Source organism: Cytophagales bacterium, assembly GCA_033344775.1.
Lineage (GTDB): Bacteria > Bacteroidota > Bacteroidia > Cytophagales > Cyclobacteriaceae > JAWPMT01.
Map to the genome: position 1 here is coordinate 1,126,743 of JAWPMT010000005.1, position 16,678 is coordinate 1,143,420.

General features: G+C 44.5%; 11 protein-coding genes. 3 read left to right on the forward strand and 8 right to left on the reverse strand.

Annotation, left to right across the window (positions count from 1 at the left end; translation table 11 throughout):
• Window positions 1–24: 24 nt before the first annotated feature.
• The 4 genes from R8G66_22215 to R8G66_22230 all read right to left on the reverse strand — a co-directional run bounded on the left by R8G66_22215 (window position 25) and on the right by R8G66_22230 (window position 9,425).
• The gene (locus tag R8G66_22215) at window positions 25–5,175 is read right to left on the reverse strand and encodes a DUF6603 domain-containing protein (protein MDW3195105.1); all 5,151 of its coding nucleotides are present in this window, start codon (window positions 5,173–5,175) and stop codon (window positions 25–27) included.
• A gap of 76 nt (window positions 5,176–5,251) precedes the next feature.
• The gene (locus tag R8G66_22220; GenBank protein ID MDW3195106.1) at window positions 5,252–6,277 is read right to left on the reverse strand and encodes a hypothetical protein; all 1,026 of its coding nucleotides are present in this window, start codon (window positions 6,275–6,277) and stop codon (window positions 5,252–5,254) included.
• A gap of 269 nt (window positions 6,278–6,546) precedes the next feature.
• Complete coding sequence (locus tag R8G66_22225; GenBank protein MDW3195107.1) at window positions 6,547–8,844, reverse strand: hypothetical protein; 2,298 nt, start codon at window positions 8,842–8,844, stop codon at window positions 6,547–6,549.
• A gap of 143 nt (window positions 8,845–8,987) precedes the next feature.
• Window positions 8,988–9,425: a hypothetical protein gene (locus R8G66_22230; GenBank protein ID MDW3195108.1), complete on the reverse strand. Its 438-nt coding sequence runs from the start codon at window positions 9,423–9,425 to the stop codon at window positions 8,988–8,990.
• Between the two features lie 294 nt (window positions 9,426–9,719).
• Here R8G66_22230 and R8G66_22235 point away from each other — a divergent pair, with 294 nt between their 5' ends.
• From R8G66_22235 to R8G66_22245, 3 genes are all read left to right on the forward strand, one after another.
• Entirely contained in the window at window positions 9,720–10,259 is a 540-nt protein-coding gene (locus R8G66_22235) for a hypothetical protein (protein MDW3195109.1), read from the forward strand.
• Between the two features lie 94 nt (window positions 10,260–10,353).
• Window positions 10,354–12,087 (forward strand): histidine kinase dimerization/phosphoacceptor domain -containing protein, encoded by a 1,734-nt coding sequence (locus R8G66_22240; GenBank protein ID MDW3195110.1) that lies wholly within the window; start codon window positions 10,354–10,356, stop codon window positions 12,085–12,087.
• A 14-nt stretch (window positions 12,088–12,101) separates the two neighbouring features.
• Window positions 12,102–12,863 carry a response regulator gene (locus tag R8G66_22245; GenBank protein MDW3195111.1) on the forward strand — a complete coding sequence of 254 codons (762 nt, stop codon included), beginning with the start codon at window positions 12,102–12,104 and terminating at the stop codon, window positions 12,861–12,863.
• 42 nt (window positions 12,864–12,905) lie between these two features.
• Here the strand turns inward: R8G66_22245 and R8G66_22250 are convergent, their stop codons facing one another.
• The 4 genes from R8G66_22250 to R8G66_22265 form a co-directional block, all read right to left on the reverse strand.
• Complete coding sequence (locus tag R8G66_22250; protein MDW3195112.1) at window positions 12,906–14,435, reverse strand: hypothetical protein; 1,530 nt, start codon at window positions 14,433–14,435, stop codon at window positions 12,906–12,908.
• Window positions 14,436–14,611: 176 nt separating this feature from the next.
• The gene (locus tag R8G66_22255; GenBank protein ID MDW3195113.1) at window positions 14,612–15,280 is read right to left on the reverse strand and encodes a response regulator transcription factor; all 669 of its coding nucleotides are present in this window, start codon (window positions 15,278–15,280) and stop codon (window positions 14,612–14,614) included.
• A gap of 6 nt (window positions 15,281–15,286) precedes the next feature.
• Complete coding sequence (locus R8G66_22260) at window positions 15,287–16,036, reverse strand: histidine kinase (GenBank protein MDW3195114.1); 750 nt, start codon at window positions 16,034–16,036, stop codon at window positions 15,287–15,289.
• Window positions 16,003–16,665, reverse strand: coding sequence for a hypothetical protein (locus R8G66_22265; protein ID MDW3195115.1), 663 nt, complete (start codon window positions 16,663–16,665; stop codon window positions 16,003–16,005). The genes R8G66_22260 and R8G66_22265 overlap by 34 nt, the downstream gene beginning before the upstream one ends.
• Window positions 16,666–16,678: the final 13 nt, after the last annotated feature.

The following is a 16,678-nucleotide window of genomic DNA, read 5'->3' on the forward strand; positions in this document are numbered from 1 at the left end:
CTCTGCATGTGCGTTTTTCTTTTATTAATTGGTCGTGGTACTCGGCATCCCCACGAAAACTGCTGCTGGACACCTGGCTGAATCCTTCATCGACATTGGCTCTTGATATTCAATGAAGTCCGCCAATGCCTGTCGACGCTTCATAACGCGATCTGTCGTAATGGTTTCCCGGATTAGTTGCTCGTTTTTCGTTTCTTCCTTCTCAAAAGATCTTTTCAGCATTGTTCCCCACTGCCAGGTTGGGTCATTCTCGACTACATCCTGAAATTTGAACTCATCTGCATCCACTGCTTCCGTAAAACCTGGCGGCTTTCCTGGCTTGGGCACAAAACGGGTACCGCTTAGCAAGGTCATGGTTGGATGCTTAGACGGTTTTGGCTTGAAGTCCTTGCCCCAAACCGCTTTTGGATAAGGACGCTCCAAAGTTTCTCCATGAAAGTACATTCCATCAGGACCATTGTACTTCACATCGAGGTACCACTCATCCGTACTTTCTTCCCCATTGGGGTCGGTTGGTGCCAGATGGAAGGGTTCTCCTTCGACAGACCAGGCTTCGTCCTGTTGATCACTGGCTGCAGGTAGCAAGGACAATTTGCGTAACGGGAATTTGCTATTGCACCTGAGTTCGATCTGATCCGGATCGATGATCTGCCACACTTCGCCATCCGGATCGGTCATCACGCCCAGACCTCCACGAACCACTGCAAAGTCTGGCGTCAGGTGCTTCCCGTCAGACAAGTAGTCTTCTCTGAATTTGCGCCAGCTGATGGACTTGGCATTAGGCTTTGATTGCGATCCGAATTTGATGTCAAAACTGAAAATGGTCCAGTCTACTTTGGCCTTACCTGCAAACGAGGGCCCCCATACTTCCAGATCCGCACCTAAACTAGCTTTGAAGGTTTTCTTGATGGTAAAACCAACACCCCAAACCTCAATTTTAATCTTTAAAGTAACCGCCGCACTGATGTTTACCGAAAGGTCCGCTTCATAGTAAAACGGCTGCCAGTACATCATGAAATGGAGTCCGGCATCAAATGAAGCCTTCAACGGGCCTGCCTTATACGTTGCTTCAAGTTTACCCCCAGCCATCACATTGGTTGGCGTCAAGGCCATGTACATCTTGCCTTTGGCTTTCAGCTTAGAAGTGATCTTCCAGTTAAGCTTGAGACGAGACAAGCTCGGATAATGTGACGGCTTATTAAACTTGGGTGCGTATCCACCCATGGTGACCACAAAGTCGCCTGCAAGTTTCCCAGCCAGCCAGGAATAGGCGGCAAAATCTCCGGTGAGCTTTGCTGCTTTCGAAAGCACGTAGCTATTGTCAGTCAGTTTCCCATCAATTTTGATGCTCCCTGATGCTACATCTACCGCACCTTTGTATTTCACTTCCATGTTCACCACGGTCGTGAGGGGCTTGGGTGGTAATTTGATAGAAGCCATGCCAACCAGATAAGCCGCCAGATCCGAACCCATTTCAACCATGAACACATTCGTGGAATGGATCAGTCCAAAAGAAGTGCCTTTGAAACCCACCGCCAGGGTCTGGATGCCTTCTTTTTTGGGCAGTTCTTTGACGAGGCTTGAAATGGCCTTTTTCGCTTCTCTGATCGCATTCGAAGTAGGTTGATCACTGATCGTCATGCTTTCGCCAAGTTGTTTGACCAAAGGAAAGCGTTCGACCTTTTTGGCCTTCGGCATACGGACTTTGCGATTCGCCGCGAGGGCCAAAGCCATGCGCTTCACTTGAAAGGAAGACAGGTTGATCGTGGGGTTTTTCATTTGCGCATAAGCAAACAATCGATCCAGGGAATTGCCTCCATTGTAAGTAGCGATTGTGGAAATATTGAACAATCTGCTTTGCAAGCTTAATAATCCTACATCATCCCCTTTGGCTCCATCAATGGAAATGGCGGTAACGTCCACTTTCGTAGCTTTCAACGCCGTACGCGCCAGGACTTCCAGCAGTTTTTCAGGTCGATTGAGTAAGTCAGTAAGGAAATCTTCTACCAATTCCACTGCTCCGGACTTTAGCTGTTCCCAAAGACCTTCCGAAGACGATGGCATTACGGAGAGTCTTAGTTCCTGACTAAACTCCTCACCCAGTGCAGCAAATTTTGTATCAACCGCAAAAGTGAATTGATTGAGGCTGGCACTTACGGATAAACTTGCTGAAATGGACGTATCAAAACCTACCGGATCACTGACTTTGACTCCCTGAATGATGATCGGCCCTGTACTCAAGCTAAATTCCTGTTGCATACTGCATCCGCCACTGATTTTAACATCATTGCCTTGCTTAGCTAAGCCTATTTGAGCATCTATTCCTAGCATCGTTCCCGACACCTGAAGCGAATGATCGGTCAGTTTCACCGCTCCGGTAATCAGCGGAACTCCTCGCACCTTGAAGATGGTACTGCCTGTAATATCAATACTTTGAGAAGTAAACTGACCCGCTACATCTGCAGCCAGTGATAGTATTTTTGAATTCGGGAACAAGTCCAATGCCCCACTCAAAAAGAGTTCATCGTTCTTGAGCCCTACCTGGCCAGACAGTACCGGAAATCCCAGCAAAGTCAATTCACTAGCCCCCTCTATCGCCAACAGCGCAGGATCGGTTTCCAGGGCTACTTTTCCAGTTAAAGTGACACCAATCAGTTGATTGACCAATGTACCATTGAAGCAAAATCCCGTACTGGCTCCTGCAAATCCACCACTGAATGCCAGAGTACCACTTAATCTAGCGGCTTTGGAAAGGGTAACTTCACCGTGAAGCAAGGCGACCAGTCGATTGTTGTCTTGATCGTTTGGAAGTAAAGCCAATGTAGGTGCTACTCCTGATTGCTTTGGGTTTAATTTGGAGAACGAAGTGGTCTTAAATTCTTCAGGAGAGCTGACGACCCAGGATAATCCAAGGTCAATTAAGCCGAAAAAGGACAAGTCCTGCTCACCTACCCGGTACTCCAAAGGGAAGCTTTGCACAAACTCATCGATCTGACCTGTTTTCAAAAAATTGAAGGTATGCGCCACATGTGGCCACAGGTCTGCTGATGCTACATTCAACAAGGATGTCTCTTTTCCTAACAACTGTTCACCGGTGTACTCGGGGGTTTTCAGGTATTGAAGACCAATCTCGAAGCAAGTTTCCAGTGCTTCCGGAATGACCTTAGGATCTAACAAACCTTTGGGTTTATCAGCAGGTAATGTAAGAAAATCCACCATGGTAGCCACCAGACTTACCATATTCAAGATATCTGATGTTGGCTTAGGTAAACTGAATTGTGAAGCCAGATTAAACCCTTCCGCGCCCAATCGACCCAACGCAATTTTGTCATAGAACATCGGCATGACCGCACCTGTCTGAAAATTGATGATAGCCATCACTTTCCTCAGTTCTACCTGGGTATGTAAGGTCGAAGCATGCGGGATTAATGGAGTTCGTGCCTTACTCAAAGTCATGGATGCCACGATCTCTGGCAGGAAAAAATAGTGCACTGTTACATCCAGTTCCAGTAATCCAAGTTTACCTCCATTTAGTTGTCCAAGGCTGGCTTGTCGTAACTCAACTCCCAGCAAGCCAAGTCCCGCCGGCAGCAGCAAGCGAAGGGGCTGCTCTTCAGAGAGTAGCACCCCGCCCATCGCACTGCCGTCGGCATTCAACCTTAAGTTGTAATGGAAGCGATCCGGAATGGTAAAATTCAAATAAGATTTTAGTTGGTTGGGAAGGTAGGATACCAAACCAGAAAGCTGATCGAATAGTACTTGTAATCCATCGGTCAAGGTATCTCCCCAGAGTTGTCCTAGATCTTCTGAACTGAGTTTTCCATCCTTGAGCAGGGCAATGTCTTTGAGTTCCAGGTGATCAGGTAATACGCTATTGGCTCCGGAGAACAAAACATCGTCGATCAATTGATGAAAAGGGGCTAAGGCAATTTTCAGTGGGCGGATGATATGAAATCCACCACTGGCCGCCATGGCCTGCGAGGTATTGGACCGGGCAAATACTGGCGGATCTAAATGGATCAGGCCCTCTTCTTCCAGGTCGATGATCCAGGTATTTCCTTGCTGAGCACCGGGCACATTGCTCTTAGACTGGGTATCAATGCCTTTGATGGGAGGAGTCAGCAATTGATATTCAATGCCCTCAGGCTTAATGGATAATCTGCCCGTAATTCTTGTTTCGTCCGGTCGGTTGGGGTCAAAGGTTTGGATCCAATCCAGGTTAGCTTTTCCATCAGCATCTGTACCCGTGAATTTATTGAGCTCCGCAGGCAAGCCCAGGCCACAATCTACAGTGAGGTAAGGCTGAAAGCCAGCTTTACTTTCCAGCACTACCGATAGGTTGCTCAGGAGCATATTAACCGACCCAAAGTCCAATTTCGGCAAACTCGGAATGGTGACAATCTCAGGAATTTCCGGGATTGGAACAGTGACATCCTCCATGAGATGAGGTATAGTCATACTGACCTGAAGGTTAGAAGTGCCGCTGATATCTGTCATACTGGCAATTACCAGATTGAAAACCAGTTCTTCCGGAAAGTATTGTGTGAGTGACTCTGGTCCACCCACGATCCCTATAAGTCCTGCACTAATCAATGCACTTGTTTTAGTGCCGTTTACTTCCTCTCTGACAACATCCAGCGCTGAGACAGTTGAGGCCAAAATCAACGACGGATAGCCCGGAATGGGGATGGTTACTGGAGGCAATTGACTTGCTTCGCTCAGTTGAAACTGTACCGAAGCAGGCATACCAGGCTTGACTTGAAGGACCAACTCTCCTCTCAAACCAACCCAATCCGATACGTCTAGTTCTCCCTTGAATGACAATGTAAAAACACTCCCTGTTGTTCCCAATTCAGATGCCGAAAGCTTCTCGATGGCTAACCGAAACTGCTCAATCTCCATGCTCGCAAGTCCTCCCAATAGTTGGAGCTTCGCTCCTTCCAGCTTGATGAGCCTTTCCAGTTCCTCACCCGCTTCTCCCGTACTACGCAGTTGGTTTACGACTGAATCTCCTGCCAGCCATTCGATCAATGATAATAAGCCGCCCGCGATATCTTTGGGTAGGACCTGGCAACACCAAATGGAACCATTGGTCCCCTGGGTGGCAGTGATACCGAGTCGGCCGTCGCTTCCAGAGAGGGCAAGCACTTTTTGAGAAAAGAATTGGGTAAACATATTCGGATTATTTGAGCAGTTTTAGGGTTTGGGGGTTGCCGGTGATCGCGCCCATTAGAGTTGAGATTAGTGAAAGTCAACTGGTTACTATTTTAATTTCTGTTAAGACCTGAGTAATCTCCGATGTATCACCTAAGTAATCCCGCCCATCATAATACTTAAACTTGCCTATCACTGCTTTTACAATACGGTTAGCATGCTTATCCAATTTTGGGTTCCAGTGGCCACTTATGGTCAACCAATCTTTTCCGAATGTATCTTTCGACCAATAGAATTCACTTATTTGACTCCATTTTTTATTTACTTGTAGATCGGTCAACTTGCCCAAGCAAGTAACGATATACTTTTGTTTCTCATCTTTGCTGCCGTATTGCCTAATAAATTCAGCCTTATTCAAGGCCTTTTTCTCATTTAAATAAGCGTCATAATGCAATTGTGATTCCTGCAGAGTAGTTCCTTGACAAATTCGCGACAGATATTCATCTTCAATAGGATTTGGAAGGTGAAAAACTAAGTTATTCATCTCTTTATTCTGTTGATAGTCACTGTAAGCGGAATACCCCTTCGATAGTAAAGTACCAATAACATGCAAATACCGTTTGCCCTGGGACCAGTCCTCCAGGGGCTTCATGGTCAAAGAAGCAACTTTGATCGCAACCTCTTCCGGAGAAGTGCCCAAAACGACCATAGGATTATCATATTTAATGATATTCGCTTCGTTTTCATCATTCTTTCGTTGTGATATGTATTTTTCGATCGACTCAATAACGTTGTACTTGGAGTCTTTCTCAAACAATTTTATTGCTATTGCCCAATCGCCCTTTTTTCCTGCACGAATGCTTTTGAGCTGTTGATAGGATATCCGAATGTCTTCATAATCCGCTATTTCCTTATCGCAATTAACCACGAAATAGCTTAAATAGTAGGAGACTATTCTATCCTTTCTTGCATTCAGTTTCTCAAGTTCCTTCTCATATATTGCATGTTTTGCACACAAATCATTTAAGGGCTCACCTGATGCTGAATCAATACATTCCAAGGAATTATCAATCTTTTCCTCCAAAGACTCCTTTGTATCACTTAATTCTTGGCCTGAGTCCAATTCCTCCGACCGAATCCGTTTGCAATTAAGAAAACACTTGTCATATGTTCTGCTTTGTTCGTATTCAAAACTTTTGCTGATTGACTGATAAATTTCTTCAGTGGTATCATGGACTAAACTCCATATGGCCTCTGCAAGGTTTTTCTGTTTCTCGATACTTTCGATCTTTAGCCTGGCTTCCTTGCTCTGCTTTTGTTTGGTTACATTCTGAAAAATATTCTTCGCTAATTCACTCATTTTATCTTTTTTTAATCTTTAAGAACATACATTTAAGCTGCCTCCATCCATTCCTTCACTGTCTCGATTGGCAAGTCAAACAACCCCTTTAAAACCACTGTCGGCATAGCCAGTAGCAGGCATAGTAGATTAGGATCGTTCTCACCAAAAAGGATATTTTCTATGGGTTGAGGCAGTGATTCTTTTAATTCCGCAGGTACCCTGATGGCTTTGAACAGCTCAAATAGCATATCAATCAGGCGAACCAGGGTGTCTACCAAAAATTGTAGGACTTTCTCCAGAAAGACCCTCGCTGTTTCGAAGAGCAAGCCCACTCCATTGACTAATTGGATCAATATCGTTCCTAGTGTAGGTGGAGTGCTGTCTGCTTCGTTTTCTTCAAAGCCAAGTGTAGTTCGCAATGCCGCAATTTGTTCGGCGAACGCTACTGCTAAACCACTACTTTCCCAAAAACCTGACAACTCAGCTTCCAATTGCTGTTGCCACTCGCCATCTTTCAGGTACATTGCAATATCTTTCTTATCATCTGTTAGATGAGAGATCACGCCAGATTCCCGATCGCCCAGCAAGTTCATGATTACCTGGTTCCAGGAAATCAACTCATTTGGATCAGGCGTATTTTTTGCATTTCCAGTACTTCCTTCGCCCAGGTTTGAACCACCGGGCTGTTTACTTGCTTGGCTTGCATTATCGTCCGTGACCTTTGCTTCAGGAGCAGGAACTGATCCACTATAACTGGTGGGCTGTAAGGCCGGGGGCTGGGAATCTTCATTAGGTTCTTCCAGAGAAATCCCCAGGTCATTTCCTTTGATGAATTGCCAAATGAGTTGCCCCTTTTCAATGCTATCACGAAGACCATTGACCAGAATGGATATCATGCCTTTGGAGGACGGAGCCACCGACTGTTCCGTTCCGGGCCCAACATCCTCGGCCTGCGATGGGTTGTTATCTTTTGTTACCTTATTATTTTCAGGACTTTCTTCACTGGCGGGGCTTATCCAATTCAGGATCAACTTCAGTTTATCCAGTACAAAATTTGTCACACCATCTGTAGAATTCAGGTCCGCTCCGTCTGTAGACAATAATTGCTCAATCGGTGATTTGACTTGTTGGTGCAAGTTGTCTATCGTAGTACCCAACACCTCCACATGATTGCCCCACTTTAGCAGCTCTTCTACTTTGCTCCTAAACCAGGCCATCAACACATCAGGCTGCAACGTGTCCAGGTCTTCCGGTAATGTAAATAAAGTCATGGCCTCACTTACCCATGTAGTGAGCTTATCTTCTAAAGTCTTTTCCTCTTCAAATCCTACTAGCCTGACAGGAAGCGCCTGTTGTAGATCAACAAGCGTCAGTAGTTGTTGGGTAATTGAAGATGTTTCCAAAAACGTTCGGATAACCGTAAACAGTTGCCTGAGCTCTGGAATGAGTTCTGAAACATCGAGATTGGTCCAATCATTTCCCTCGGCGAGGGTTTGTATTGCTTCAGTAATTAATGGAAAATGTTCCTGAAGGTGCCCCAGCAATTGCTCCAGGCCTCCAAACCTGTCCAGCAAAGGGTCGAGTTCAGGAATCGCCCTGCTGAACTCTGCTTTCAAAATTGGCATGGCATGCTGAGCCTGCTGCATAGCACCCAATACCTGTCTTATCTCCGAGGGTAAAGCAGTATTTTCTTCTCCGACTCGAGATTCAGTAAGTTTATCAGAGATTCCTGCAACTGTCTCAATTCTTGAACTGAAAGAAGGTTTCGTTGCTCCATTGTTTTCCTGAGCTCGTTGCAGATCGAACCCGGTGAGGGTAAGGATCAGTGCAAAAACCTTGGGACGAATCTCAATCATCACTTCCTCTTTGAACTGTTGAACCGCCTCAGCATTTTCAAAATCGACCTCTGGCCAATTCAGGAGGACCTCTACAAGGTCTCGCAATTGATCTACCGCCAGTAATAAGTCTACCGCTTCTCCATTGCTTTTGCCAAAGGAAAGTTCCTGAAAGGTTGCTTTTAGCAGGTTTGCTTTCTCATCGATAAGGGTCGTTCGCTGTGCTTCGTCTTCCCAGTCGAAACCCTGGGGAGTAGACATCCACGCTTTGATGTCTAAGGGTATTTTATCTAGTTCTGCGAACTGAGGAGTTGCTGTCAGCCAATCCTCTACTTTCACCCAATCTACTTTTATGGCAAACAATAGCTGAGCAATCCATACACGCAATTTCTCTTTGTGGGAATGAACAAATTGATGACCCTGATCGACAAAAGCTTCCAGCGTGTCGGCTTGTTCTAACACATCCTTCCAGTTATCGGGGATCAGGTTCAATATTTTCTTAAAAGTGTCCATCAGTCTGGAGTTGAGCTATGGTTTAAAATTTGAGTTAAGTTCATGCGACACCTTCTGTCAAGCGAATCACATGTGTGAATGCTTCGATATTCTGTATGAATGGATGCGGAATTTGTATGACGATCCTTCCATCATACTTTGCATCAATCCACCAAATGAATGACTTTCCGTCCATTGGTTACTTCTTCGATTGGGTCACCCATACAAGTGGCGGTGGTGATCCACTTCCAGCTGTATTTACCTGGGATGCTTTTGTTTTTGACCCCCTTCAGTATGACTTCAATCATACTACCCACGGGTACCCGAAAATCTTTAAGCCGGAGGCAAAGCCCATTCTTATAGTTAAATGAATTGGTTCCAACCGTATCAACTTCTACCGACTCTCCATTCAGGAGCACTTCAACCTGGGCAGTATTGATCGGGTTTCCAATACTTGACGTATCTACGGCTTTGTTATTGGCCAACGCATAAAAGATGTAGTAAGGATTGGCTACGCCAATCTTATACTTGAAACAATAAGTAACATCTTTTGCCCCGGACTTCAATTCTGAAGCCCTCCACGAAAATCCTTTTAGTTCCATGAGCAGCGTAGTTTTAATAATTGACCATCACATGCATTTGTCAGCAATAATTGGCCGACACATGGTTCAAGGTTATTTCACATTTTTCCGAGATCAGATTTAATTGTGTGGGTGACATCTTTATTTGTGTGTATGCGCAAGAATATCATGTGGCGCACTGCCGGTCCAACCTGAATAATTCCTTTTTTATCAAAGACTGATTGCTTTGTCTGCATTCCATTCTTAATTTATCCACCGATACTTGATTTGCCCCGGTAACTCAAGCGACTATTTACAATCAAACCATAGCACCAAATGAAATTTTCTATCTCTCAGAATGGAGTAGTCATCTCCTCTGTCTATTTCAATGATAATACGATCAAGGAAATCGTCACTTTTTGGACGAATGTTCAGTATCAGTCTCCTCAATTTGCGTTGGACCTAAGTCCTAAAACCAGTAGTCAATTGGATCAATTGTATCCTAATGGATTAATTCCCAATATCTCTACTGGCCAGGCAGCTACCATTGAAGTTCTAACCGATAGTCCCCTTCTTCAGAACATCTACATCGTAGAGATGCAGCTAATTTTTGTTGGCATTCCTGATAGTTCCAACAGTTGGTCAGACCACTTTGATACGGCAACCTGGGCAATCACACCTGCGGGTACCGCATTCTTGTCACCTGTTGAGGCAAATTCCAGCTCCATCACAATAACTCCGCTTGCGACTCAGGATCCTCTTGATGTCTCTTATAAGGCATTGGTCTCTTTTCAAATTGCCAATGATCCGGATCACACCTATTTTGCCATCATAGACCCTCTGGCGAAGATCACTACAAGTACGGGATCTTCCTGATTTTCAGATGTGTCAGGAAATTAAAAGTGCTGCCATCAGCCCAATTCAGAATTGGGCTAAATCCATCCTAATTCTTATCTGTTTATTTCATCAAATGGCCGTGTATTCGCAAAACCAGCATAGAGCGGACAGTTTGAAGCAGGTGCTAAATACCGGAAATTTATCCGAGGAGGAGGCTATGGAGGTACTGTTGAAGGTTACTGTAAATGAACCAGAACCAATAGAAGCCATTCGCTATGCTCGCTTATTGCTAAAGAATGCAGAAGCTTCTAATAGTCAGTTGATGCAAGCTAAGGCTTATGAAGAAATTGGTGCCAACGAACGAATTTTAGGCAACAATATTCGTTCAACAGAGGCTAGTCTAACTGCGCTGAATATTTTCAGTGAATTGGGTCTAGAGGACTCAAAAGCGACTATACTAGCACAATTAGGGAATAATGCAGTAACAGATGAAGACTATTCGCAAGCCATCAGCTACTTTAAGCAAGCGTTGCTCACTTATGAGGCAAGTCAACAAGGCATTTACATGGCATTAACCCGACTCAATCTGGGGGAAGCATTTCGATTAAATGGCCAGTTAGATAGCGCAATGTCCTACTTCAAAAGTGCGCTATCGATCAATGACTCCATTCAACATCCAATCATTGCTTCTTACACGCTGGGAAACCTTGGCATGACTTACAATACGCTGGGTCAACTGGAAGATGCAAGATCAGCTCTAAGCACTGCGATCAAACAAGTCAGAGGTCTGGGTGATCCATATACGCTTTCGGTATACCGCGCAGACCTGGCACTCGTGGACCAAAAGGAGCAAAAATGGCAAGCTGCTGAAATTGGATTCAAAGAAGCCTTAGGAATTGCTCAGGAAAATGCACTGAAGGAGCAGATCCGCGACATCAGCGAAATGATGGTCACGTATTACAAACTTCAGGCGGATTTTGAAAATGCACTGGTGTATCAGGAGCTGTTTCAGGTCTATCAGGATAGCCTGGTCAATAAGGAAAACGTGCAGGAACTGGAACGTGTGAAGGCGAATTATGAGATAAGTCAACGTGATGTGGAGATCGAACTTCTTAATGACCGTGATCAACGCCGAAGACAGCAAACTTTTGCAGCCATTGCCGCCATGGTAGTTTTTCTCGGGTTGAGTCTGTTGCTTTATCGCAGCAATCGCTCCAAGCAGCAAGCCAATCAAGTATTGGCAATTCAAAAAGAAGAGATCCATAACCGTGATGAAGAAAAAGCTTTGTTACTCAAAGAGCTGAATCATCGGGTAAAGAATAATCTTCAAATGATCAGCAGTCTACTCAACCTTCAGGGCAATGAATTGAAAGGTCATCCGGCAGAAGCGGCCATTGCTGCGGGCAAATTTCGTGTAGACGCACTGGCTTTGATCCATCAAAAACTGTATCGTGAAGACATCCATACCACCATTGCGCTAAAAGATTACCTCGAAGAGCTGATTCTCAACCTTTGCTTTTCTTTTGCTGACCGCATTAAGCCCGACCTGGACATTGAGGCCTTGGATGTAAACATTGACCAGGCCATTCCGCTTGCACTGATTGTCAATGAATGGGTAACGAATGCATTGAAATACGCATATGAAGGCATAAACACGCCTGAACTAGTCGTAAGGTTAGGACAAAATCCAGGTCAGCTGAAATTGCAGGTCATCGATAATGGTATCGGCATGTCAGAGATGCCTCCGGAAAATCATAGTTCCTTTGGTTTGAAACTTGTGTATTCACTAGCCAAACAGCTTAAAGCGGAGATCAATTATGTCAATGATCAAGGAAGTGAGTGGACATTAACCATTCCAACAGCGTAATTTCGTGAATAAGTATGGCTGAAGCCCGCATTAACATATTGGTGGTTGAAGATGAGATCCTGCTGGCGCAGGACATTGCCTTGAGGTTGTCGAAACACTATTCAGTTGTGGGTACTGCCGCTAGTGTGAGTGAAGCATTGGATCTGCTGGAACAGCATCCGGAAACCGACATCATACTTTCGGACATCAAGTTGGAGGGTAACCGGGATGGAATAGACCTGGGTCAGATCATCAATGAAAAGTATCAGCTTCCTTTTATCTTTCTGACGTCTCACGCCGACCATGCACTGGTGGAACGAGCCAAGCAAGTCAAGCCAGCTTCATACATGCTTAAGCCCTTTAATGACCGGGAAATTCCCATTGCCATCGAACTGGCCCTGGCCAATTTTGCCAACCAGCCGGAATCTCCTACGCTTCACCAGAAAAAGGCCTTTGAAGCACATGAAAATCAGGTCATGAACATCTCCGACCGGCTGTTTCTGAAAAAAGATCATCATTTTCAACGAGTGGCCTTGAAAGACATTTCACTACTGGAGGCGGATGGAAATTATACGACCATCTACGCCCAGAAGGACAAGTTCATTTATTCTACCCAGCTCAAATACATGGAAGAAAAGCTTCCCACCGACCGCTTCATCCGCGTGCACAGGAGCCATGTGATCAACATTGACGCAGTGGACGGCTGGGAAGGAAACACCTTGTTCGTACAAAATAAACGGGTCATGGTATCGAAGCAATACCGTGAAAAAGTGTTTAGCATTTTCAATCCTTTTTGAATCAGTAATCAGGTTACTAAGTAACCTGATTACTGACGAAAGCTATGAACTGGATTTTAAGCGCAGGATACTAATATTTGGATGAGAAAACCAGGGATCTGTCCCTCCGTCACAATCCGTATTATTTGGAAAGAAATTCGATTGCAATTGCCCTTGATCTACTTTCAGGCCTATGGTACCAAGCCCTACACCGGTCGCATCATTGTTCTTTTCAATACCGACACGGTCATCATTTAAATGACCAATTACCGTAGAATCTATGATATCAACCAAATAATAGCATCCAGTATCAATTGCTCGTGAAGGTCCGGCGGCAATCATTACATGCCCCGTATCACCATCATGATCCAGATCTTCATCCCAGGCAATGATGTCACCTGGCTGGATCAAGCTAAAATCCACCTCTCCGTCATCACCAAAAACTTTAGTCCAGGATCCCCCCATCAACGGTTGGAAGCTGGCAAATTGAGCTGCGGATGGACAATACGGCAGGTGACTTTCAGCATCAGGAAGATTATTCATGATCTCATCAAAAGCTGACTTATCAGTCTGGTAAAGAATGTAGCTAACAAATCCTGAACAGTCTGTGAATGCAAAATACTCATCATCAGTAGTCTTGCCCACGTATGGGCCTTCTTCATTGAAGGTAAGCGCTATGGAAGATTGGTCGATGTTAGTCGGTACAGCAAAGTCATCAATTGCCTGTACTGGTGGAGATTTACCTTCTTCCGGTGTGTAAGTTCCGTTACCATCTGATACGAGATGCGCATAACTATACATGTTATAGCTATTGGTTTCGTCGCAGGTCGTTGCTCCATCACAATAGGGTTTGGTTTGCAGGTTGCCAAAAAACTCGAATGCAGCCAAAAACAAAGGGTTGTTATTCTTACAACTGGTTTTGGCTGACTTCAAGGCTTGCGTAAGGCTACCTGTAGTTTCTCCATCACCAATATTCGTCTTGTCCAAGCTGTTGCTTGTTTGTTGGCCAGCAGCGCTAAGCATGCATTGACCCGTACTTGGCCACCATTCGTCGTTTTCAACCCGACCGCTAGTCGGATTGTCGGTAAAAAGGTCCTGATAATCAGCCAGAAATTGTGTCATTACCCTAAGGTGTACAATGTGATTAAGCAGTCCTTCTTTTTCTTCAGTACTCAGGCTTTCACTAACCAATTCTGTAGATAATTCCCCACTCAGATAAGTCAAGTAACTGGTATGATCCGCATGATCGGGGATAGCATCATGAAGGTTGTCTACTTTATCTTTTAGTGTACCAGTAATCGGACTGGTATCCGGATTATCAATCGCATCAACAAAAGCCGTATGATCGTCTCCCTCAAAATAGGAAGATGAGATCGACTTCAATGATTCATCATCAAATCCGAAAGAGCTACTACTTCGGATCTGTTCTCCGAAATGGCGCATATGACCCAATAAATTGGACTCATACGTGGCGTAATCCTTCTGACTTAGCGGAGTAGGATCGTTTTGGTCATCATTTTGGCAGCTCGTAAAAACTACCAGGCAAATACACCAAAGCAAGTGTTTGGAAATGGTTGAAAATTTAATTCTCATGGTTCTACTTTTTCTTTTGATTGTGTGTTTGTGCTTCAATAGCAATTCAAAAGTAGAAGCCGGAATAAAGGCCTGTAAGCGTGTAAAAACGGGTTTTGGTGAATGCGTATTTATACGTACGACCTACTACCAATGAGGTAATAATGGTTGCAGAATCCGCAAATAGAGGACCTGAGCTAAATACTTACCAGTCGTTGTTGAAACGCAAATGCCACGAGGCTGGCAGAATTTTTACAATGTGTCTTTTCTAATAAGTGTTTGCGATGCCCTTCTACGGTACGCTTACTGATAAAAAGTTTTTCCGCAATCTCACCATTGGTATCTCCCTGACAGATCAGGTGCAGTACTTCTTTTTCCCGTTCTGAAATAGACAGGGTACCAGCGGCCGCTCCATGTTGAAGTTTACGCTTACGCAAACCATGAAACATGATCTCGGAGATATGCGGTGTAAAATAAAAACGCTCTTCATGTACCTTCACGATGGCGTGATACAATTCCTGGGGACGTGCAGTTTTCAACAAATAGGAGTTGACCCGAAGTTCTTTCAGGCAATTGAGAATGATACTTTCATCATCAAAAGAAGACAAGACGATGATTTTCATATCGGCGTATTTTTCCTTCACCAACTCAATCACATGCTGCCCTGACATGGCTGGCATTTTTAGATCGACCAGAATGATTTCCGGTTGTTGCTCCTCCAGTAAGTTGAGAAACTCATGAGGATTACCGGTTTCAAACAGGACATTGATGTGCTCATATTGACCAAATAAAGAAACCAAACCAGCCCTGAACATGGCATGGTCATCAATGAGGGCCATCGTAATTTTATCTGCGTCTTGCGTCATAGGGCTTTATCCATTTATGCTGATCTTCATTCCGGGTTCATCATGATGAATTCTAAGCGTAGCAGCAATTAATTGACACCTACTTTCGATGTTCTTCATTCCCAGGCCACTATTTTCCATCGTGTCCGAATCCTTACGCAAACCTATTCCGTTATCTACATATTCATATAGGAATCCTGACTGATTTCGTTCGAACTTCATCACAATCTCACTGGCCTGGGCATGTTTCAAGGTATTGCTTACCAACTCTTGTGCAATACGGTATAAAGCGAGTTCAGTTTCAGGAGGCAAGCGGTCCTGTCCTTCCCATTCCAATTGGCAAGACAGTTTTTCAGTGGCATTTAAACGAGTAATCATACTCATCAAGGCCTCTTCCAGGCCCAATGATTCCAATGAGGCTGGCATCAATTCATGCGATAAATTTCTTACCTCCAGGATCGTCTGAGCGAGTAACTCCGTACTTTGCAGTTCCAATTCCTGCTGATTGATCTGATGCAAAAACAGCTTCAATGTCTGCAGATCATTCCCAATCTGATCGTGAAGCTCTGCAGCAATTCGGCTGCGCTCCTTCTCCTGTGTATCCACTGCTGCTTTCAGCAAATCCTGCTGGTGCTCTTCTTTCAGTCGCGCCTTTTCTTCTAGTTGCTTTCTGATCTGCTTCTGAGAAACGGCAAATAGCACGACAAAACCTGTCACCAAAATGAGCATTCCGCCCATTCCAATCAGGATAAAACCGGTGATTTCGCTTTCTTCCAATCGATATAAATGGCAAAAGTATAAAAAAGATAGAGCGCAAAACTTACCACCGCATGGAAGTCCCATATGAATTTATTGAACGCCATTGAGAAGTTGTCGATCAAGTAATTGCTCATGTAGAAAAGGAGCATATTGGTTGAAAAATAAATCAGAATACCTGTATTAATCCAAAACATAGGTTTGTTCCGGGCCTTCACACCTTCCGGCCTGTAAAGTTGCTGAATGGCATATCCAATCGCCAGGCAGAGCACCAGGAAGCTTTCCAGTCCACGGCCATGAGTATTGAAGACATGTAAGGGTTGAATATACAGTACATTGGCCACTGATAGGAGAACAAATAACACACCTGCAACCAGAAAAGCTATTGGCTGGACGGTACTCCTCATATTCAAGCTGTATATGGTCAATATAATGGAAAACTCAATCGGTGGATACAAATGGAAAAGAAAGAGGTTCGGGGTTTTATGATACGCTAAATATGCCCCAATAAACTCTGTTAAACAGGCCACTAAGGACAACAGAATCAAGTAACGAATGGCTCCATGGTTCCTGGAAAAAGTGAAGAGTCCCAGTAACAGTGGCAATAATGACGCATAGAGTCCCACGGTTTTAAGTAAGGTACTTACCATCACTTCATCTAAT

Coding starts and splice junctions, on each gene's coding strand:
- R8G66_22265 (MDW3195115.1), bottom strand. CDS start 16,665: ATGGTAAGTACCTTACTTAAAACCGTGGGACTCTATGCGTCATTATTG.
- R8G66_22230 (MDW3195108.1), bottom strand. CDS start 9,425: ATGGAACTAAAAGGATTTTCGTGGAGGGCTTCAGAATTGAAGTCCGGG.
- R8G66_22250 (MDW3195112.1), bottom strand. CDS start 14,435: ATGAGAATTAAATTTTCAACCATTTCCAAACACTTGCTTTGGTGTATT.
- R8G66_22240 (MDW3195110.1), top strand. CDS start 10,354: ATGGCCGTGTATTCGCAAAACCAGCATAGAGCGGACAGTTTGAAGCAG.
- R8G66_22245 (MDW3195111.1), top strand. CDS start 12,102: ATGGCTGAAGCCCGCATTAACATATTGGTGGTTGAAGATGAGATCCTG.
- R8G66_22225 (MDW3195107.1), bottom strand. CDS start 8,844: ATGGACACTTTTAAGAAAATATTGAACCTGATCCCCGATAACTGGAAG.
- R8G66_22255 (MDW3195113.1), bottom strand. CDS start 15,280: ATGACGCAAGACGCAGATAAAATTACGATGGCCCTCATTGATGACCAT.
- R8G66_22235 (MDW3195109.1), top strand. CDS start 9,720: ATGAAATTTTCTATCTCTCAGAATGGAGTAGTCATCTCCTCTGTCTAT.
- R8G66_22215 (MDW3195105.1), bottom strand. CDS start 5,175: ATGTTTACCCAATTCTTTTCTCAAAAAGTGCTTGCCCTCTCTGGAAGC.